This window comes from Martelella sp. FLE1502, from assembly GCF_053484255.1.
Genome location: NZ_JBAKFQ010000018.1, coordinates 40,622 through 59,416 on the forward strand (window position 1 = coordinate 40,622; position 18,795 = coordinate 59,416).

An 18,795-nucleotide genomic window follows, 5' to 3' on the forward strand; every position below is an offset into this window, starting at 1 on the left:
TATTATAATCGGTAGACGGCAGGCGTTTTGCCTGATTGATATGAAAGATATTGTCGTTTTGACTGAATTTGAGGAGTTTTTCAGTGAATGAGAGCAGTGCCGATCTCGATCGATTCGACCGCGCAATCATGAGTACGCTGGCCGAGAACGGCCGCATCTCGATCACCGATCTCGCCAAACGCATCGGCCTGTCGAAATCGCCGACCCAGGCGCGGGTGCGCCATCTGGAGGAGGCGGGCATCATCAGGGGCTATCGCGCGGTTCTCGATCCCATTCAACTGGGTCTCGACTATGTCGCCTTTGTCGAGGTGAAGCTGTCGGATACGCGCGAAAAGGCGCTGTCGGAATTCAACAAGGCGGTGGTCGGGCTCGTGGAGGTCGAGCAGGTGCACATGATCGCGGGACGCTTCGATTACCTACTGAAGATCCGCACCGCCTCAATGCGCTCCTATCGCCGGGTGCTGGCCGAGCGGATTTCGACTCTCCCGCATGTGGCCTCGACCTCGACCTATATGGCGATGCAGTCGATCAAGGAAAACGGCATTTCGGAGGACGGCTGACAGCGCTCTATCCGCCGCGGATCGACGAGCGCCACACGAGTTCGGCATGCAGCGTCACGGTCGGTTCGGCAGGGGGCACGGAAAGCGGGGCGGAGAGCCAGTCGACCGCCTGTTGGGCGATCTGGTCCACCGGCTGGTCGAAGGTCGTGAGATCGTAAGATTCCCAGCCGGCCTGTTCGATGTTGTCGAAGCCCGCGACGCAAAGCTGCTCGGGAACCGACAGCGAAAACTGGTTGCGCGCCGCATCCATGAAGCCGCAGGCGAGCAGGTCCGTGGCGCAGAACACCCCGTCCGGCCGGTCCTTTCGGGTGAGCAGGCGCTGGGCGAGCGTGCGGCCTGAAGCATAGGCCGTCTGGCCGTAGCGCTCGACGATCACCTCGATGCCCTCGGCCTGCCCGGCGGCCAGGAAGCCGCGCTCGCGCGCCAACAGGCTCGGCGTCATCGAGGCCGAATTGGCGAAGGCGAGGCGGCGGCATCCGGCGCGCAGAAAGGCCGTCAGGATCCGCCGCGCCGCCTCGTCATTGTCGAAATTGATTCTCAGCGGGCCTTCCTGGTCATCATCGCGGTTGATGAGAACCAGACGCTGGCCGTTGCGCAGACAGAGCTGCACGATCGACTTGTCCGGCAGGCCCGAGAGAATGATGGAGGCATCCGCCCGGTAGCTGATCGCCTGGCGCAACGCCTTGTCGGCGCTGCCGTCGGAACGGTCGGTGTTGACCAGCATGGCGATCTTGCCGCGATCCTGCAGCTTCTGGGTAATGGCGCTGACGAGCGCCGAGCGGTAGGGGGTGGCGACCTCGGAGGCGATCAGGCAGACGATCCCGCTTTCATTGCGCATCAGGCCGCGGGCGAGATGGTTGACGTGGTAGCCGAGTTCCTCGGCGGCCGCCATCACCTTGCGGCGCGTTTCCGCCGAGACGCTGGCGCCCGGCGTGAAGGTGCGCGAGACGGCGGAGCGGGAAACACCGGCGCGGCGAGCGACTTCCTGCGCGCTGACAAATTCTTTCTCGGCCATCGTTCCCCCTCGACAACCTCATTCTGCTTTGGAATGCACTGTTGTGCAACAAAGCCTTTATGAAGTTTTTGAGACAGAGCGTTGACTTTCGAGAGCGGACAAGGCGCATGTGCACGCCTTTGCAGCGACGTGCGCAGTATTCCCTGCTCGATAGCGGCAGTGCGGAGCGCCCGGCGTTCAGCCGACCGCGATCGTCTTCTGCTCCTTCACGGCCCGCACAGCCGCATCGGCAAGGGCGAGCGCCATCAGTCCGTCCTCGATCGAGGGGGAGGGCGCGGTGCCGTTTTCGATGCTGTCGATGAAAGCGGAGATTTCGGCGGCATAGGCTGCAGTGTAGCGGGTCATGAAGAAATCATGCAGCGGCGGGCGGGTGTAGCCATCCTTGTTGGCGATCTCGATCGAGACCGGGCGCTGGTTTTCGGCCGTGACCGAGCCGAGCGAGCCCAGCACCTCGATGCGCTGGTCATAGCCATAGGCGGCACGGCGCGAATTCGAAATCACGCACTGGCGGCCGCTTGCCGTGGCGAGCACCAGACTTGCGCTGTCGTAATCGCCGAGTTCGCCGATTTCCGGGTTCACCAGCACGGACGCCGTGCCGGAAACGGTCGCGATCTCCTCGCCGAGCAGGAAGCGGGCCATATCGAAATCATGAATGGTCATGTCGCGGAACATGCCGCCGGAGACCTTGATATATTCCGCCGGCGGCGGGCCGGGGTCGCGGCTCACGATCGTCACCATCTCGACATCGCCGATCCGGCCGTCATCGATTGCCTTGCGCACCGCCAGGAAATGCGGATCGAAGCGGCGGTTGAAGCCGAGCATGACGCGCCCGCCGACCTCTTTCACCACATCGGCACAGGCGCGGGCGCGGGCGACATCGAGATCCACCGGCTTTTCGCAGAAGATTGCCTTGCCTGCGCGGGCAAAACGCTCGATCAGGTCGGCATGGGTGTTGGTGGGGGTGCAGATGATCACCGCGTCGATGCTGCCATCGGCCTCGATTTCATTGATGGTCATCACCTTGGAGCCGGTCGCCTCGGCGATCGCGGCGGCGGCCGGCGCCATCGCGTCGGCGACCGCAACCAGCCGGGCGCGCTTGTCCTCGGCGATCGCCTTTGCATGTACCTTGCCGATGCGGCCTGCGCCCAGAAGCGCTATCGTCGTGACCATGTTATCCTCCCGGTGAGCGTCGCCTGGGCGGCGACAATCTTGTTGGAATATATATTCCATTTTGCTAGTTTGTAGCATGGTTCATGTCAATATCATTTAGAGGGGAACGCATGACGGCGCCGGCCACGATCAGGGAATTCGAGGAACGGCTGGCGGATCTCGCCGGCACAATGCCCAAGAGGCTGCGCCAATGCGCGGATTTCGTGGCCGCCAACCAGGACAGGATCGCCGTTTCGACCGTGGCGGAAATGGCCGATGGCGCAGGCGTGCAGCCCTCGGCCTTCATGCGGTTCTGCCAGATCATCGGCTTTTCCGGCTTTTCGGAGATGCAGAAACTGTTTCGCGATTCCTATGTCGGCGGCTGGCCGGATTATCGCACCCGGCTCCAGCATCTGCGCGAGACTGCGGCGGGTAGCCCGGTGGCGCTGCTTGCCGAATTCACCGATGCGGGGCGGACTTCGCTTGAGGGTCTGCTGAAAACGGTGGAACCGGCGGAGCTTGAGAAGTCGGTGCGGCTGCTTTCAGAAGCGAAGATGATCCATATCATTGGCCTCAGACGGGCGTTTTCGGTGGCGACCTATATCGCCTATGCCTTCGAGCGGATGAATGTGCCGGCCATGCTGCATGGCGCTGTCGGCGGGCTCGCCAATTATCAGGCCGTGCGGCCAGGCGATGTGGTGATCGCCATCAGCTTCGCGCCCTATACCGCCGAAACGGTGGCGTTTGCCGAACAGGCGGCGGAAAACGACATTCCGGTGGTCGGCATCACCGATACGGTCGTCAGCCCCCTGCGGCCGTTTTCCGCCGCCACGCTTTCGGTCACCGAGGTCGATTTCGGGGCCTTCCGTTCGCTCTCCGCCACGCTCGGTCTGGCCATCGCCTTGACGGTCGCCGTCGGCACGGCGCGTAACGGTTCGTGAGCCTTGAAATCCGAATAATTTTATTGAAACGAAGAAAAATAGAATTTATAATCCAAAATTGAAATCGACAGACGCCGCGAATCCGCGCGGCGCATAGGCCGGCGAACGTGTCCGGCAGGGAGGCATCATTGTCGTCACTTGACCTGATCACCATCGGCCGGTCTTCGGTCGATCTTTATGGCGCGCAGGTTGGCGGGCGGCTGGAGGACATGGCCTCCTTCAACAAATATATCGGCGGCTCGCCCACGAACATCGCCGCGGGCACCGCGCGTCTCGGTCTGAAATCCGGCCTGCTGACCCGCGTAGGCGACGAGCATATGGGCCGCTTCATCCGCGAGCAGCTCGTGCGCGAGGGCGTCGATGTGCGCGGCGTCAAGACGGATCCGGAGCGGCTGACGGCGCTGGTTCTGCTCGGCATCCGCGACCAGGAGCAGTTTCCGCTGATCTTCTACCGCGAAAACTGCGCTGACATGGCGCTTTCGGAAGATGATATCGACCCCGCCTATATCGCCGAGGCGCGCTGCGTCTGCGCCACCGGCACCCATCTTTCCCATCCCCGTACCGAGGCCGCCGTGCTGAAGGCGCTCAAGCTGGCGCGCAAAAACGGCGCGCGGACCGCGCTCGACATCGACTACCGCCCCAATCTGTGGGGCCTTGCCGGCCACGGCGCGGGCGAAAGCCGCTATATCGAATCGGACGCCGTCACCGCCAAGCTGCAATCCACGCTCGGCCTGTTCGATCTGATCGTCGGCACGGAAGAGGAATTCCACATCGCCGGCGGCAGCACCGATACGCTTGAGGCGCTGAAGGCGGTGCGGAAGGTCTCGAAGGCGACGCTGGTGTGCAAACGCGGCCCGATGGGCGCTGTGGTGTTCGACGGCGATATTCCGGCAAGCCTCGATGACGGACAGACCGGCGAGGGCTTTCCGATCGAGGTGTTCAACGTGCTCGGCGCCGGCGACGGCTTCATGTCCGGCCTGCTGAAGGGCTGGCTGACCGGCGAGGACTGGCCGACCAGCCTGAAATACGCCAATGCCTGCGGGGCCTTCGCGGTATCGCGCCACGGCTGCACGCCGGCCTATCCGAGCTGGGAGGAGTTGCAGTATTTCTTCCGCACCGGCATCCGCGACAAGGCGTTGCGCAAGGACAAGGCGCTGGAGCAGGTGCACTGGTCGACCAACCGCATGGGCGATTGGCCGGAAATGCGCGTCTTCGCCTTCGACCACCGCATCCAGCTTGAGGAGATGGCGGACGAGGCGGGCGTTTCCCATGAGCGGCTCGGCCCGTTTAAGGAACTCTGCCTGAAGGCGGCGCTCCGCGTTGCCGATGGCAGGCCGGGCTATGGCATTCTGTGCGATGGCCGGCTCGGGCGCGATGCGCTCTATGCCGCCACCGGTACGGGGCTCTGGATCGGTCGCCCGGTAGAGCTGCCCGGTTCGCGCCCGCTTGAAACCGAGGCCGAGATCGGCCCGGATTTCGGCGGGCTTGGCGAATGGCCGGTGGACAGTGTCGTGAAGGTGCTCTGCTTCTATCACCCCGATGATGACGCCGCCTTGCGGGCCGATCAGGAGGCGACGGTGTCGCGCCTTTTTTCCGCCGCGCGCCGCAACGGGCTGGAATTCCTGCTGGAGGTGATCCCGTCCAAGGTCGCCGCCATTGATGACGGCACCACGGCCGCCATCATCAACCGCTTTTATGAGATCGGCGTCTATCCCGACTGGTGGAAGCTGGAGCCGATGAAATCGGCAGAGGCCTGGGAAAAGGCCTGTTCCGCGATCACCAGCCACGACCCTTATGTGCGCGGCATCGTCGTGCTGGGGCTCGATGCCCCGGCCGCCGAGCTGGAGGAAAGCTTCGCCACGGCGGCAAAATTCGATCTGGTCAAGGGTTTCGCCGTCGGCCGCACCATATTCGGAGAAACCGCGCGCAAATGGCTGGCCGGCCGGATCGACGATGATACCGCCATTGCCGAGATGGCGGAAAAATATCGCGGCCTCGCCGCAGTCTGGGACCGCGCGCGCAAGGAGTACGCAGCATGAAAACCATCCGGCTCACAGCGGCGCAGGCGACGGTGCGCTATCTCGCGAACCAGTATAACGAGGATGACGACCCCTTCATCGCCGGCGTCTGGGCGATCTTCGGCCACGGCAATGTCGCGGGGCTCGGCGAGGCGCTTTACGGCATTCGCGACACGCTGCCGACCTATCGCGGCCAGAACGAGCAGACCATGGCCCACGCGGCGATCGCCTATGCCAAGCAGCTGCGCCGCCGGCGCGCGATGGCGGTCACCTCCTCCATCGGTCCGGGCGCGCTCAACATGATCACGGCCGCAGCTCTTGCCCATGTCAACCGCCTGCCGGTGCTGTTGCTGCCGAGCGATGTGTTCGCCAATCGCGGCCCCGATCCGGTGCTCCAGCAGCTTGAGGATTTCGGCGACGGCACCATGACCGTCAATGACTGCTTCCGTCCCGTCAGCCGCTATTTCGACCGCATCATGCGGCCCGAACAGCTGATCACCGCACTGCCGCGCGCCATGCGGGTGCTGACCGATCCCGCCGAGTGCGGGCCGGTGACGCTGTCGCTGTGCCAGGACGTGCAGGCGGAAGCCTTTGATTTTCCGGAGAAACTGTTCGAGAAGAAAGTCTGGCGCCAGCGCCGCCCTGAGCCGGACGCGGCCGAGTTCGAAGCCGCCGTCGCGGCCATTCAGGCGGTCAACAACCCGGTGATCGTTGCCGGCGGCGGGGTGCATTTTTCCGGTGCGACGGAGACGCTCGCCAAATTCGTCGAGCGGCACAGCATCCCGGTGGTCGAGACGCAGGCCGGCAAGTCCGCGCTTGCCTGGGACCATGAGCTGAATTTCGGCGCGGTCGGCGTCACCGGCACGGCAAGCGCCAATGCGGTTGCCGAAAAGGCCGATCTGGTGATCGGCGTGGGCACGCGGTTTCAGGATTTCACCACCGGCTCGTGGTCGCTGTTCAGCCATCCCGAGCGCCGGATCCTGGCGCTGAACGTGCAGCCGTTCGACAGCGCCAAGCACGACGCCATCCCGCTGGTGGCCGATGCCCGCGTCGGGCTCGAAAAGCTGAGCGCGGCGCTGGGCGACAAACGCTTTGCGGCGCCCGACGCGAAGCTGAAGGCCAAATGGTTCGCCAGGGCCGACGCCTATACCGCGAAGCCCGAGGATACCAACGCGCTGCCGACCGACATGCAGGTGATCGGCTCCGTCCAGCGCGCGGCGCGCGACAACACCGTGGTGATGTGCGCCGCCGGCACCATGCCGGGCGAGCTGCATCAGCTCTGGAAGGCGAAGCTGCCGCTCTCCTACCACATGGAGTACGGCTTCTCGACCATGGGTTACGAGATCGCCGGCGGGCTTGGCATCAAGATGGCTGAGCCGGAGCGCGACGTGATCGTCATGGTCGGCGACGGCTCCTACATGATGGCGAATTCCGAGCTTGCAAGCGCCGTCGCCATGGGCGTCAAGATCACCGTCGTGATCACCGACAATCGCGGCTATGGCTGCATCAACCGGCTGCAGATGGCGACCGGCGGGGCCGAGTTCAACAATCTTTACGCCCATTCCAACCATGATAATCCGATCGCCATCGATTTCGCCGCCCATGCCGCAGCGATGGGCGCGAACGCCACCAAGGTCGCCTCGATTGCGGAGCTTGACGAGGCGCTGGCGGCGGCGCGGGACGCGAGCGCGGTGAGCGTGATCGTGATCGACACCGATCCATACCCGACGCCGGATGAAGGCGGCCACTGGTGGGATGTGGCGGTGCCGGAAGTCTCCGAACGGAACGAAGTCAACGAAGCGCGCGCCGGTTATGAAGCCGCGCTCAAGAAGAGAAGCTGAGCATGATCCTCTACGGCACAAATCCGATTGCCTGGACCAATGATGACGACCGCAGCCTCGGCGCCCATATCAGCCTTGAGCAATGCCTGGACGAGACCGCCAAGATCGGTTTCGACGGCATCGAGAAGGGCCACAAGTTCCCGCAGGACCCCGAGGGCCTGAAAGCGGTGCTGGAGCCGCGCGGCCTGAAATATGTCTCCGGCTGGCATTCGCTGAACCTGCTCACGCATTCGGTCGAAGACGAGAAGAAGGCGATGCAGCCCGCGCTCGATCTCTTGAAGGCGATGGGCGCGAAGGTGATCATCGTGTGCGAAACCTCGAATGCGATCCATGGCGATGACGGCAGACCCGTCAACGAAAGGCCGAAGCTTGCTGATGATCAATGGGCCGATTTCGGCGCGGGCGTCGAGGCCCTGGCGCAACATGCCGCCGAACAGGGCATTGCGCTGGTCTACCATCACCATATGGGCACGATCGTTGAAACTGAGGACGAGATCGACAGGCTGATGGAAAACACCGGGCCGGCGACAAGGCTGCTGTTCGATACCGGCCATTGCCTGTTCGGCGGTGGCAACCCGGAGCGGCTGGCGTCGAAACATATCGGCCGCGTCGGCCATATCCACGCCAAGAATGTGCGGCCCGCGATCGCCCGGCATGTACGCGATGAAAACCTCTCCTTCCTCGAAGGCGTGCGCCGCGGCGTGTTCACCGTGCCGGGCGATGCCGAGGGCGGCGTCGATTTCGCGCCCGTGCTGAAGGTCGCGGCCGATGCCGGTTATCAGGGGTGGCTGGTGATCGAGGCCGAGCAGGATCCGGATGTGCGCAATCCGTTCGAGTATCAGTCGCTCGGCCTGAAAAGCCTTAAGGCGATGGCGAAGGCGGCGGGTCTCGACACCGCCGCCTGAGGCTGAAGACAGAAAAAGGGAAAACAAACGATGGGCAATCTTCTCAGGAAACCCACGGCCTCCTCCGGCAAGGTGCACGACATCACGTCGGAAAGCGCGAACTGGGGCTATGTCGGGTTCGGGCTCTACCGCCTGAAGCCAGGCGAGAGCGCCCGCGAGAATACCGGCGATACAGAGGTGATTCTGGTGCTTGTCGAAGGCAAGGCAGAAATCGCATCGGGTGATTCTTCCTTCGGTGAGCTGGGGGAACGCATGAGCGTGTTCGAACGCCTGCCGCCGCATTGCGTCTATATTCCGGCGGGCAGCGAATGGTCAGCCACCGCCACGACTGAGTGCACGCTCGCCGTTTGCACCGCCCCGGCAAAGCCCGGTCGCGAAGCGCAGGTGATCGGGCCGGCAGGCATCGCGCTGAACGAACGCGGCAAAGGGGCCAACACGCGCTATATCTATCCGATTGCGATGGAAGAGCGCGATGTCGCCGACAGTCTGTTGGTGACGGAGGTGTTCACGCCTTCCGGCAACTGGTCCTCCTATCCGCCACACCGCCATGACGAGGACCGTTTCCCCGATATGACCTATCTGGAGGAAAGCTATTACCATCGCCTGAACCCCGCACAGGGCTTCGCCTTCCAGCGAGTCTTCACCGAGGATGGTTCGCTGGACGAGACCATGGCGGTGTCGGATGGCGATGTGGTGCTGGTGCCGAAGGGCCACCACCCTTGCGGTGCGCCCTATGGCTATGAACTCTACTACCTCAACGTCATGGCCGGCCCGCTGCGCAAGTGGCGATTTGAAAACCATCCGGATCACGACTGGATCTACCAGCGCGACGCCAAATCCGAGTAAGATCGGCCTTCGGGAGAAGGCCCGCGTCGGCGATCCGGAGACGGTTTTTTATGCAGTCTTCGGCCCCGAAGCCCTCGGCGGTTCATAACCTCAGGCCTCGCGTCAAAAAAATGTCGCGGGGCGCTTGCCGAAGCAGGCAGGCTGTTTTATAGAGCAGCCGCTGGTCACGGAGTGTAGCGCAGCCTGGTAGCGCACCTCGTTCGGGACGAGGGGGTCGCAAGTTCGAATCTTGCCACTCCGACCATCGCAATTTCCCGAAAAATTCCTGAAAAATTTGCGCCTTGAGGCGGCTATTCGACTTCGCGTAGCGGGCGGAAGCTCATGCGGTGAAGCGGGCAGGGGCCAGTGTCGATGATCGCCGCGCGATGGACCGCTGTGCCATAGCCGACATGGCCGTCAAACCCGTAGGCGGGATAGATGGTCGCGGCTTGCGCCATCATCCGGTCGCGGGTGACCTTGGCGATGATCGAGGCGGCGGCGATCGAAACCGACCGGGCATCGCCCTTGATCACGGCCTGCGAGCGGCACGGGATTCCGGGCGGCTGGTCGCGGCCATCGGCAAGCACCAGGGCCGGCGGCAGCGCAAGGCCCAGCACGGAGCGCCGCATTGCATCGAGCGAGGCTCTCAAGATGTTGATGCGGTCGATCCGGCCGGGACTGCTGGAGGCGACCGATACCAGCGCCGAATCGAAGATCGTCTCGAACAGGGCCTCGCGGGCCTTTGCCGTGAGCTTCTTCGAATCGTTGAGGCCTTCGGGAATATTCTCCGGATCGAGGATCACGGCCGCCGCCACCACCGGGCCGGCAAGCGGGCCACGGCCGGCCTCGTCGCAGCCGGCCACGGGCCATAACCCGCGCAAACGCGCCGCGCTTTCCAGCGAAAAATCGGGCACCGCCGGCGGCAGATCGAAAAGGGCAGGAGAATCGGAAGGAAGCGCGGATGACATTGCGTCATTTCACACCGCCTTCCGATCTCCCGCAAGTCCCCTTCGGAGCAATTCTGAAAACTGCTCATGTGCGGCAGTGAAGGGGACTTCCTCGGCCGGGTCCAAGGGCTCTCCCGGCCGGAAAGGAATTAGAACAGGTTGAGCTGCGCGCCTCCGCCATCGGGCGGGGTGAACAGGTCTTCCCGCAGGGTCGTGCTGCGGCGGGTGAGCTTCAGCCGCTTGACGGCAATTTCGAATCGGCGGGCGATCTGCCAGGCATAGGGACCGCTGCCCTTCATCCGCTTGCCGAATTCGGCATCATAATCCTTGCCGCCGCGCATCGAGCGGATCAGGCTCATCACATGGCGATAGCGGTCCGGGTGATGCTCCAGCAGCCAGTCCTTGAACAGCGGCGCGACTTCAAGCGGCAGACGCAGCAGAATATAGCTCGCCTCGCTCGCCCCGGCGGCAGCGCCGCTGTCGAGAATGCGCTCCAGCTCGTGATCGGTCAGCACCGGAATGATCGGCGCCACGGAAATGCCGACGGGTATGCCGGCGCCTGCAAGCGCGCGGATCGTCTCCAGCCGGCGCGGCGGCGTGGCGGCGCGCGGCTCCATGCTGCGGGAAAGCTTGCGGTCGAGCGTGGTCACCGACATCGAAACCTTGACCAGATGCTTTTCCGCCATCTGCGACAGGATGTCGATATCGCGCAGGATCAGCGCGGATTTGGTGGTGATGGAAACCGGATGGTTGGCATCGGCAAGCACTTCCAGCACCTGGCGCATGATCCGCCATTCCTTTTCCACCGGCTGATAGGGATCGGTATTGGTGCCGATCGCGATGGTCTTGGCGTGGTATCCGGGTTTGGAAAGCTCGCGGGCAAGCTGGCGCGGCGCATCGGGCTTGGCAAACAGCCGGGTCTCGAAATCGAGCCCGGCAGAGAGCCCCATGAAGCCGTGGGTAGGCCGCGCAAAGCAGTAGATGCAGCCATGTTCGCAGCCGCGATAGGGGTTGATCGAGCGTTCGAACGGCACGTCCGGCGAGGTGTTGCGGGTGATGATCGACTTCACCTTCTCGACCTGCACCTCGGTGGAAAAGGCCGGCAGGTCCTCCTCCAGATGCCAGCCGTCGTCAAAGCGCTCGCGGCTTACCGGCTCGAACCGGCCGGACGGGTTGGCGGTCGCCGCGCGGCCGCGCCTGCGGCCGGTCTCGACCGGCTCGAAATGTCGGGTCGGAGGCGGCGTGAAGCCGGCGATGTCCATATCGAAAGCGTCTTCCATGATCATCTCCCGTCTGTTGCGCCGACGGATCTTCGTGTCCGTTCGCAACACTGAGGGAAAATATAGGTTAACTTTTAGAACAAAGCAAGAACATATGGCGCGCCTTCCGTTCACATGGGCCTTGGCCCTTGGCAAGAGCCCTGCAAATTGCCTAAATAACGGCATGTTAAGCGTTCTGATCGAAAGCAGAAATCAGGAAGCCGAGCTTGCGCACACGCTCTCGGCCCTGGTGGCAGGCGCCGTCGAGGGGCTTGTCAGCGATGTCATTGTTCTCGAACACGGCGGCGGCGAGGGCGTCGAACGCGTGGCCGATGCCGCCGGCTGCCGGTTCATGCGCAGCTGGGATCTGCCCGACGTCATCCGCCAGTCGCGCGGCGACTGGGTGCTCGTTCTGGAGCCCGGCGCGCGGCCGCTTTCCGGCTGGGTGGAGGCGGTGTCCGATCATATCGCGCTGGAAAACAGCCCTGCGCGGTTCTCGCGCTCGAAAAGGCACCGCCGTTCGCTCTGGCAACGGCTTTTTGCGAAACGGTGCCCGCTGGAAGTCGGCGTGCTTTTGCCAAAGCCAATGGCCCTGGAAAAGGCCAGCACTGGCGGTGATTCGCCCTTCATGCTCGCCCGCCGGCAGATGACGCGGCGGCTTTCCTGCGAGATCATTCCGGCCTGGGCGATGATTCGCACCTGACCCGAATCAGGCGCGATGCCGGCGTTTTACGCGTTCCGCTTCAGGTGCTCATCGAGCCGAGGCATGATTTCCACGAAATTGCAGGGCATGTGGCGGTAGTCGAACTGCTGGGCGATGATCCCGTCCCAGCCATCCTTGCAGGCGCCGGGCGAGCCCGGCAGCACGAAGACGAAGGTTTTCCCGACAAGCCCGGCGGTCGCGCGCGACTGCACCGTCGAGGTGCCGATCTTCTCGAACGAAATCCGGTGGAAGATTGCTGAGAAGCCCTCCATCCGCTTGTCGAACAGCGGCTCGATCGCCTCCGGCGTCACATCGCGGCCGGTAAAGCCGGTTCCGCCGGTGGTCACCACCACATCAATCCCGTCATCGTCGCACCACGCCTTCACTGTCTCTGCAATTTGCGCCCGGTCGTCGCCGACGATGCGGCGATCGGCCAGAACATGACCCGCGGTCTCGATCCGCGCGGCCAGCGTATCGCCGGAACGGTCGTCGGCCAACGTCCGGCTGTCGGAAACGGTGAGAACGGCAAAGCGCACGGGAATGAAGGGGCGATCGCTCATGCGGCATCTCCTGCGGCAAGTGTGGGCGTGGCAACGACAAACCAGTCGGGATAGGCCGCCGCAAGGTTACGCGCCGCAATCTCGGCGCTCGCAAGATCGAGGTAGAGACCGAAACAGGTCGCGCCCGATCCCGACATGCGGACAAGCTCGGTCCCGGTCGCCGCCAGCGCATCGGTCACGGCGTGGATCACCGGCGCGATCCGGCTTGCGGGAAATTGCAGATCGTTGCGGGCGCGCTTGATGAGGGCAAGCCAGTCCTCGGCCCGGCGTGGCATATCGCCGTCCAGAATTGGTGAGTTATCGCGATGTTCGAGCGCTCTGAAAACCTCGGGCGTAGAGACTTGGTGCAAGGGGTTTGCAAGCACGAGGAAGAGCCTCGGAAACCCGGCTATCGGCGTTATCGTATCGCCGATCCCCCGGGCAAACAGCGGCTTTCCGGCAAGACACATCGGCACGTCGGCGCCAAGCGAAAGCGCGAGCGATGCGGGCACTTCGCCGGGCAGCCGCCAGAACCGCGCAAGGCCGCGCAAGGTCGCGGCTGCATCCGCTGAGCCGCCGCCGATGCCGGATGCGGGCGGCAATTGCTTTTCCAGATGGATATGCACAGGCGTCGCCGAAAGCCCTTCTGCCTCGGCATGTTCGCGCAACAGATTGCGGGCCTTCAGCACAAGATTGCCGCGCTCGGCATCATCGCCGCGCGGAACCGCGTCGCCAAACGGGCCGGAAAGCGTGAAAAGATCGGCCTCAGCTTCCGCGAAGGTCAGCCGGTCGCCGAAGGCGGCGAAGGTCACCAGCGTGTCGAGCAGGTGGTAGCCATCGCCGCGCCGGCCGGTGACATGGAGCGCGAGATTGATCTTGGCACGGGCGTCGACCGCAATGGCCGCGCCGTCAGCCGTGGTCACGGCGTCTTGACGGCGTCTCCGTCTCCCTCGGCCTTGGCAAGCGGCGTCTTGTCGTCTTCAAGCGTCAGCCCGTTGGCGATCTTGTCGTTGAGCTCGGGCACCAGATCCTCCGGCGGGTCGTCGGAAAGCGCCTTCTTCCACTGGTAGATCGCCTCAAGCTTGCGGCCGACCTGCCAATAGGCATCGCCGAGATGGGCGTTGATCGTCGGGTCGCCGGTATCGAGCACCACCGCGCGCTCAAGCTCGCGCACCGCGTCGTCATAGCGTCCGAGCCGGAAATAGGCCCAGCCGAGCGAATCGACGATATAGCCATCATCGGGGCGCTGATCGACGGCCTGCTGGATCAGGTCGAGACCTTCCTCCAGATTGATGCCCTGGTCGATCCAGGAATAGCCGAGATAGTTCAGCACCTGCGGTTGATTCGGATAAAGTTCGAGCGCCCGTTTGAAATCGGGCTCGGCCTTGTCCCACTCCTTCAGTCGCTCATAGGCGATGCCCCGGCGGTAGAAAATGCTCCAGTCCTCCGCCGACGCGACCGGACCGATGCGCGCCACCGCCTGGTCCAGCAGATCGGCCATCGCCTGGAAATCCTTTTGTTCCGAATAAACACCCGACAGCGCCAGATAGGCGCGGCGGTCATCCGGCGCCTCCTCGATCAGCGCGGTCAGGTGGTCGCGCGCCTCGTCAAAGCGATCGAGGCCGGCAAGCGCAAGGCCTTGCTGCAGTTCGGCGAGGCGATATTGCGGGGCATCCTCGGGAATGCGCGAGAAATAGCCAAGCGCGCGCTCCGGCTCATCATTGGCGGCGGCAACCACGCCACGCAGGTAAAGCACGTCGGAATCATCCGGCGTCAGCGCCTCGGCGAGTGCCAGATAGAGCGTAACAATGTCATCGCTGCCGCCCTGGTTAAGCGCCGCCGCGACTTCGAACAGCGCGCCGCTGGCGCCTTCGGCCGCGGTTTCCGGCAGCGACTGTATGGGCTCGCCGGCCTCGATGCGTTCGCGCACAGGATTGAGCACGGCCGGGTTGAGGCCGTAGGTCTCTACGGTCGAGACCGTATCGAGCGCCTTGCGAGTATTGCCGGCTTCGGCCTCGATCGCCGAAAGCGCGATGACGGTCTTCAGCATCGTGTCGGGCGAGGTTGCCGAACCCTGGCGGTCGAGCAGGGCATCGTTGAAATAGCTGCGGGCCTTGGCGGTGTCGCCGGAAGCGGCAGCGATCGCGCCGGCATTGTAATTGGTGAAAAGATCGTACCAGGGCGGACCGGAAAGTGCGTCGACCTTTTCCAGCGCTTCATCGCTCTTGCCCTCGCCATAAAGCGCCCAGGCTTGAAGCAGACCGGAAACCAGGTCGTTGAGCGGTGCGCCGCCATAGGCTTCGAAACGGGGGATCGCTTCCGCGAAGCGTCCGTCCTGAAGGGCCGCAAGCCCCAGCGCCAGTTCGCGCACCGGCACGAGTTGCGGTTCGTCGGATGTCTTGTCCGCCTGCGCCTCGGCGGCTTTCAGATCGCCGTTGAAGATCAGGGTGACGAACAGCTGGTTGTTGGTGCCGCTGTCATAAGGTTCGTGCTGCAACGCTCGGCGGAAATAGGCGATCGCCCGGTCCAGGTCGTTATCCACGGCAGCGGTCTGGCCGGCCAGCAGCGCCCCGGCAAAGCTCAACGCGCCCTGGGCATCATAGGCCGGGTCGTTCACCGTCGCGTCCTTGGCGCCCGCCGTCATCGGCAAGGCGAGCGCGGCGGCAAAAAGCATGGTTTTCAGGCGACGTTTGTTCAGGCTGGTCATCCGCTCCCTTTCATTGACGGTCCGGCATTGGCTGTCCGGGCGGCGCCGGTCGGTCAGTTGATCCGCGCGATGCAGAAGTCGATCACTTCCTCAAGGGCGTGACGGCCTTCGGAATGCGGCAGACCGGACAGTGCCGCGCGCGCCGCCTCACCATAAGATAGGGCACGATCTACGGAATCGGCGAGCGCCGCATATTTTTCAAGGAGGAATCGGGCTTTTTCGAGGGCGGCATCGTCGTTCTCGCCGCCTTCGATGGCGTTGCGCCAGAACGCTTTTTCGTCGTCGTTGCCGCGCTGATAGGCGAGGATGATCGGCAGCGTCACCTTGCCCTCGCGGAAATCGTCGCCGACATTCTTGCCGAGATCGGCGCTGTCGCCGCCATAATCGAGCACATCATCAACAAGCTGGAAGGCGATGCCGAGCGCCATGCCGTAATCGCGCAAGGCCTTGCGGTCGGCATCGGACGCGCCGGCGATGATCGGGCCGACTTCGGCGGCGGCGGCGAAAAGCTCGGCCGTCTTGCCGCGGATAACGGCAATGTAATCGTCCTCGGTGGTTTCCATCTTCTTGGAGACCGAAAGCTGAAGCACTTCGCCTTCGGCGATCACGGCGGCGGCATCGGAGAGCACCGAGAGCGCGTCCATGGAGCCGGTTTCCACCATCATCCGGAAGGCCTGGCCGAGAAGGAAATCGCCGACCAGAACGCTCGCCTGGTTGCCCCAGATCATCCGGGCGCTGGACTTGCCACGTCTCAGGTCGCTTTCGTCCACAACGTCGTCGTGCAGCAGCGTGGCGGTGTGCATGAATTCTACGCTGGTTGCCAGCCGGATATGGTGCTCGCCGCGATAGCCGAACAGGGCGGCGGTCGCGAGCGTCAGCATCGGCCGCAGCCGTTTGCCGCCGGAGGAAATCAGGTGATTGGCGACTTCCGGAATCATTTCGACATCGGAGCCCGCCTTCGACAGGATCAGCGCGTTCACGCGCTCCATGTCGGAACGGGTCATATCCACGATGGGCTTGACCGAGCCGGATGTTTTGTTCTCTTTAACCAGTGGTGCGACGGAACCCAAGTGAGCTCGCTCCTTTTCATGCATTCATGCCGACAATAGGGAGCGGCATAAGCAGCGACAAGGGGCAATGTGCTCCTTTCACGCGAATTTCAGGAGTGATGAATGGCCCTTGTCAATCTGTTGCGGACCAATGACGCCGTGGTGCTGGGCCTAGCCGAAAGCCTCCTGAAGGAAGCCGGAATCCACCATTTCGTGGCGGATCGCTCGATGAGCGTGATGGAGGGCTCGCTCGGTCTTCTGCCGCGCCGGCTGATGGTCGAGGAAAGCGCTGAGGCGGAAGCCCGTGCTCTGCTGGTCGATGCCGGGCTCGGCAAGGAGCTGGAGCCGGAATGACGGCCGACGCCTTTACCGTCGATGCATTTCATCGCGGGCGATTCCATCTCGTGCAGCCGAAGGGCAGGGGGCACCGCGCCGGCATGGATGCCATGCTGCTTGCCGCTATGGTCGATCCGAAGGCCGCAAGGGGCGGGCGGGGACTACGCGTCGCCGATCTCGGCGCTGGCGCCGGGGCTGCCGGTTTTGCCGTTGCCGCCCGCATTCCCGAGGCGGAGGTCTCGCTGTTCGAGCTTTCGCCGGAGATGGCGGATTTCGCCCGCCGCTCGCTGGCGCTTGCGGAAAACGCTGCGTTCCACGCCCGCATGAAGGTCTTCGAGGCCGATGTTACACTCACCGGCGCGCGCCGAAATGCCGCAGGCCTTGCGGACGACGCCTTCGACCACGTCATCATGAACCCGCCCTTCAACGCGGCCGGTGACCGCAAGACGCCGGACCGGCTGAAGCAGGTTGCCCACGCGATGGAGGAGGGGCTGTTCGAGGCATGGATCCGCACCGCCGGCGCGATCCTGAAACCTAGTGGCCAGCTTTCGCTGATCGCACGACCGCAATCGCTTGCCGAAATCATCGCCGCCTGCGGCAGACGCTTCGGCGGGATCGAGATCACGCCGGTGCATGCCCGCGCCGGAGAGGATGCCTTCCGCATCCTGGCGAGCGCCATCAAGGGTTCGCGCGCGCGGCTGGCGCTCCGTCCGCCAATCATCATGCATGGCGGCGACGGCCACGCCTTCCTGCCCGATGTCGATGATCTCAATAATGGCCGGGCATGCTATGCGCGGCGCAAGGCGGGCAAAACCGCCTGATTTTCGGGCTTATTCTTCTCATGAGACCTTGTCTTCGGCGGGATCGCGCATACATGCGGTCAATCGCATTGAAACGCAGAGGACGCCATGAAAAACCTGGTCGCCGGGCTTGTTCCCAAGAGGTTCCGCAAGGACAAGACGATCATCCCCGTCGTCCGGCTCGCCGGCACGATCATGGCCAGCAGTTCGCCCGGGCGGCGCAACCTGAATCTCGCCTCGGCGGCGCCTGCGCTTGAAAAGGCGTTTTCGATGAAGCAGGCGCCTTGCGTCGCGATCTCGCTCAATTCGCCCGGCGGTTCTCCCGTTCAGTCGCGCCTGATCTACCAGCGTATCCGCGCGCTTGCCGAGGAAAAGCAGAAGAAGGTGCTGATCTTCGTGGAGGATGTCGCAGCCTCCGGCGGCTACATGATCGCGCTGGCGGGCGACGAGATCTTCGTCGATCCGACATCGATCGTCGGCTCGATCGGCGTGGTGTCCGGCGGCTTCGGCTTTACCGAAATGATCGGCAAGATTGGCGTCGAGCGCCGGGTCTACACCTCGGGCGAGAACAAGGTGATGCTCGACCCCTTCCAGCCCGAAAAGGAAAAGGACGTCGAGTTCCTGAAGGGCTTGCAGAACGAGATTCATCAGGTCTTCATCCAGATGGTGAAGGACAGGCGCGGGGCAAAGCTTGCCGATGATCCGGAGCTGTTTTCCGGCCTGTTCTGGAGCGGCAATGGCGGCGTCGAGCGCGGTCTGGTCGATGGCATCGGCGATATGCGCGCCACGCTCAAGAGCCGCTATGGCGACAAGGTGGAACTGAAACTCGTGACCGGCCCGACCAATTTCCTCGGGCGCAAGCTGCCTGGAGTCGTTGCCGGCGAGCTCAACGGTGCGGAAATTGCCGCAGGCTTTGCGTCAGGGCTTGCCGAAACCGCCGAAGAGCGGGCATTATGGGGCCGTTACGGTCTGTAGACGACGGAGGAGCATGAAATGGGACGACTGATGTTTCTGGCAGCCATTGCCGGCGGCGGCTACATGCTCTACCGCAAGTTCGTCAACGACGCCGAGGCGCTTTCCGCCCGCGGCGAGCAGAAGCGCGCCGAACAGAAAAGCGGCGCCACCGGCACGCTGGTGCAGGACCCGGTGACCGGCGAATATCGGGTGAAGAACGCGGATTAGCCTGTCGCCAGCCGACATC

The 18,795-nt window shown here is 63.6% G+C and carries 19 protein-coding genes and 1 tRNA gene; 12 read left to right on the forward strand and 8 right to left on the reverse strand.

What is annotated here, in order from left to right; genetic code table 11:
* Window positions 1-83 precede the first annotated feature (83 nt).
* Window positions 84-560, forward strand: coding sequence for an Lrp/AsnC family transcriptional regulator (locus tag V6767_RS15430; protein WP_448474297.1), 477 nt, complete (start codon window positions 84-86; stop codon window positions 558-560).
* Window positions 561-567: 7 nt separating this feature from the next.
* Here the strand turns inward: V6767_RS15430 and V6767_RS15435 are convergent, their stop codons facing one another.
* Both V6767_RS15435 and iolG read right to left on the reverse strand, forming a co-directional pair.
* Window positions 568-1,575: a LacI family DNA-binding transcriptional regulator gene (locus V6767_RS15435; protein WP_448474298.1), complete on the reverse strand. Its 1,008-nt coding sequence runs from the start codon at window positions 1,573-1,575 to the stop codon at window positions 568-570.
* 177 nt (window positions 1,576-1,752) lie between these two features.
* Window positions 1,753-2,745, reverse strand: a complete 993-nt coding sequence (gene iolG, locus V6767_RS15440; protein ID WP_448474299.1) for an inositol 2-dehydrogenase — start codon at window positions 2,743-2,745, stop codon at window positions 1,753-1,755.
* A gap of 110 nt (window positions 2,746-2,855) precedes the next feature.
* Here iolG and V6767_RS15445 point away from each other — a divergent pair, with 110 nt between their 5' ends.
* From V6767_RS15445 to V6767_RS15470, 6 genes are all read left to right on the forward strand, one after another.
* Complete coding sequence (locus V6767_RS15445) at window positions 2,856-3,665, forward strand: MurR/RpiR family transcriptional regulator (RefSeq protein WP_448474300.1); 810 nt, start codon at window positions 2,856-2,858, stop codon at window positions 3,663-3,665.
* A gap of 128 nt (window positions 3,666-3,793) precedes the next feature.
* On the forward strand, window positions 3,794-5,704 hold the full coding sequence (locus tag V6767_RS15450) for a bifunctional 5-dehydro-2-deoxygluconokinase/5-dehydro-2-deoxyphosphogluconate aldolase (protein WP_448474301.1): 1,911 nt from the start codon (window positions 3,794-3,796) through the stop codon (window positions 5,702-5,704).
* Complete coding sequence (gene iolD, locus V6767_RS15455; protein WP_448474302.1) at window positions 5,701-7,524, forward strand: 3D-(3,5/4)-trihydroxycyclohexane-1,2-dione acylhydrolase (decyclizing); 1,824 nt, start codon at window positions 5,701-5,703, stop codon at window positions 7,522-7,524. The genes V6767_RS15450 and iolD overlap by 4 nt, the downstream gene beginning before the upstream one ends.
* A 2-nt stretch (window positions 7,525-7,526) precedes the next feature.
* Entirely contained in the window at window positions 7,527-8,429 is a 903-nt protein-coding gene (gene iolE / locus V6767_RS15460; protein ID WP_448474303.1) for a myo-inosose-2 dehydratase, read from the forward strand.
* Between the two features lie 30 nt (window positions 8,430-8,459).
* Window positions 8,460-9,275, forward strand: coding sequence for a 5-deoxy-glucuronate isomerase (iolB, locus tag V6767_RS15465; protein WP_448474304.1), 816 nt, complete (start codon window positions 8,460-8,462; stop codon window positions 9,273-9,275).
* 167 nt (window positions 9,276-9,442) lie between these two features.
* A tRNA-Pro gene (locus tag V6767_RS15470) sits at window positions 9,443-9,519 on the forward strand.
* A gap of 46 nt (window positions 9,520-9,565) precedes the next feature.
* Here V6767_RS15470 and V6767_RS15475 read toward each other — a convergent pair.
* Window positions 9,566-10,222 (reverse strand): ribonuclease HII, encoded by a 657-nt coding sequence (locus tag V6767_RS15475; protein WP_448474305.1) that lies wholly within the window; start codon window positions 10,220-10,222, stop codon window positions 9,566-9,568.
* A 128-nt stretch (window positions 10,223-10,350) separates the two neighbouring features.
* Window positions 10,351-11,463, reverse strand: coding sequence for a PA0069 family radical SAM protein (locus V6767_RS15480; RefSeq protein ID WP_448474345.1), 1,113 nt, complete (start codon window positions 11,461-11,463; stop codon window positions 10,351-10,353).
* Window positions 11,464-11,644: 181 nt separating this feature from the next.
* Here V6767_RS15480 and V6767_RS15485 point away from each other — a divergent pair, with 181 nt between their 5' ends.
* Entirely contained in the window at window positions 11,645-12,163 is a 519-nt protein-coding gene (locus tag V6767_RS15485; RefSeq protein ID WP_448474306.1) for a glycosyl transferase, read from the forward strand.
* Window positions 12,164-12,189: 26 nt separating this feature from the next.
* On the opposite strand, the gene moaB is transcribed toward V6767_RS15485, so the two are convergent.
* From moaB to V6767_RS15505, 4 genes are read right to left on the reverse strand one after another with little or no spacing between them, the layout of a single operon-like run.
* The gene (gene moaB / locus V6767_RS15490) at window positions 12,190-12,723 is read right to left on the reverse strand and encodes a molybdenum cofactor biosynthesis protein B (RefSeq protein ID WP_448474307.1); all 534 of its coding nucleotides are present in this window, start codon (window positions 12,721-12,723) and stop codon (window positions 12,190-12,192) included.
* The gene (locus V6767_RS15495; RefSeq protein WP_448474308.1) at window positions 12,720-13,625 is read right to left on the reverse strand and encodes a 4-(cytidine 5'-diphospho)-2-C-methyl-D-erythritol kinase; all 906 of its coding nucleotides are present in this window, start codon (window positions 13,623-13,625) and stop codon (window positions 12,720-12,722) included. The genes moaB and V6767_RS15495 overlap by 4 nt, the downstream gene beginning before the upstream one ends.
* Window positions 13,622-15,409, reverse strand: a complete 1,788-nt coding sequence (locus V6767_RS15500; protein WP_448474309.1) for a tetratricopeptide repeat protein — start codon at window positions 15,407-15,409, stop codon at window positions 13,622-13,624. The genes V6767_RS15495 and V6767_RS15500 overlap by 4 nt, the downstream gene beginning before the upstream one ends.
* A 53-nt stretch (window positions 15,410-15,462) precedes the next feature.
* The gene (locus V6767_RS15505) at window positions 15,463-16,479 is read right to left on the reverse strand and encodes a polyprenyl synthetase family protein (RefSeq protein WP_448474310.1); all 1,017 of its coding nucleotides are present in this window, start codon (window positions 16,477-16,479) and stop codon (window positions 15,463-15,465) included.
* A gap of 102 nt (window positions 16,480-16,581) precedes the next feature.
* Here V6767_RS15505 and V6767_RS15510 point away from each other — a divergent pair, with 102 nt between their 5' ends.
* The 4 genes from V6767_RS15510 to V6767_RS15525 all read left to right on the forward strand — a co-directional run bounded on the left by V6767_RS15510 (window position 16,582) and on the right by V6767_RS15525 (window position 18,776).
* Window positions 16,582-16,812 carry a putative signal transducing protein gene (locus V6767_RS15510; RefSeq protein ID WP_448474311.1) on the forward strand — a complete coding sequence of 77 codons (231 nt, stop codon included), beginning with the start codon at window positions 16,582-16,584 and terminating at the stop codon, window positions 16,810-16,812.
* Window positions 16,809-17,615: a tRNA1(Val) (adenine(37)-N6)-methyltransferase gene (locus tag V6767_RS15515; protein ID WP_448474312.1), complete on the forward strand. Its 807-nt coding sequence runs from the start codon at window positions 16,809-16,811 to the stop codon at window positions 17,613-17,615. The genes V6767_RS15510 and V6767_RS15515 overlap by 4 nt, the downstream gene beginning before the upstream one ends.
* A gap of 87 nt (window positions 17,616-17,702) precedes the next feature.
* Window positions 17,703-18,569 (forward strand): S49 family peptidase, encoded by an 867-nt coding sequence (locus V6767_RS15520; protein WP_448474313.1) that lies wholly within the window; start codon window positions 17,703-17,705, stop codon window positions 18,567-18,569.
* Window positions 18,570-18,587: 18 nt separating this feature from the next.
* Window positions 18,588-18,776, forward strand: a complete 189-nt coding sequence (locus V6767_RS15525; RefSeq protein WP_448474314.1) for a hypothetical protein — start codon at window positions 18,588-18,590, stop codon at window positions 18,774-18,776.
* Window positions 18,777-18,795 lie beyond the last annotated feature (19 nt).

Bases quoted from the DNA above. Each gene is read 5' to 3' on its own strand.
- V6767_RS15435 (WP_448474298.1), bottom strand. From the start codon at position 1,575: ATGGCCGAGAAAGAATTTGTCAGCGCGCAGGAAGTCGCTCGCCGCGCC.
- iolG (WP_448474299.1), bottom strand. From the start codon at position 2,745: ATGGTCACGACGATAGCGCTTCTGGGCGCAGGCCGCATCGGCAAGGTA.
- V6767_RS15445 (WP_448474300.1), top strand. From the start codon at position 2,856: ATGACGGCGCCGGCCACGATCAGGGAATTCGAGGAACGGCTGGCGGAT.
- iolD (WP_448474302.1), top strand. From the start codon at position 5,701: ATGAAAACCATCCGGCTCACAGCGGCGCAGGCGACGGTGCGCTATCTC.
- iolE (WP_448474303.1), top strand. From the start codon at position 7,527: ATGATCCTCTACGGCACAAATCCGATTGCCTGGACCAATGATGACGAC.
- iolB (WP_448474304.1), top strand. From the start codon at position 8,460: ATGGGCAATCTTCTCAGGAAACCCACGGCCTCCTCCGGCAAGGTGCAC.
- V6767_RS15475 (WP_448474305.1), bottom strand. From the start codon at position 10,222: ATGTCATCCGCGCTTCCTTCCGATTCTCCTGCCCTTTTCGATCTGCCG.
- V6767_RS15480 (WP_448474345.1), bottom strand. From the start codon at position 11,463: ATGGACATCGCCGGCTTCACGCCGCCTCCGACCCGACATTTCGAGCCG.
- V6767_RS15485 (WP_448474306.1), top strand. From the start codon at position 11,645: ATGTTAAGCGTTCTGATCGAAAGCAGAAATCAGGAAGCCGAGCTTGCG.
- moaB (WP_448474307.1), bottom strand. From the start codon at position 12,723: ATGAGCGATCGCCCCTTCATTCCCGTGCGCTTTGCCGTTCTCACCGTT.
- V6767_RS15500 (WP_448474309.1), bottom strand. From the start codon at position 15,409: ATGACCAGCCTGAACAAACGTCGCCTGAAAACCATGCTTTTTGCCGCC.
- V6767_RS15510 (WP_448474311.1), top strand. From the start codon at position 16,582: ATGGCCCTTGTCAATCTGTTGCGGACCAATGACGCCGTGGTGCTGGGC.
- V6767_RS15515 (WP_448474312.1), top strand. From the start codon at position 16,809: ATGACGGCCGACGCCTTTACCGTCGATGCATTTCATCGCGGGCGATTC.
- V6767_RS15520 (WP_448474313.1), top strand. From the start codon at position 17,703: ATGAAAAACCTGGTCGCCGGGCTTGTTCCCAAGAGGTTCCGCAAGGAC.
- V6767_RS15525 (WP_448474314.1), top strand. From the start codon at position 18,588: ATGGGACGACTGATGTTTCTGGCAGCCATTGCCGGCGGCGGCTACATG.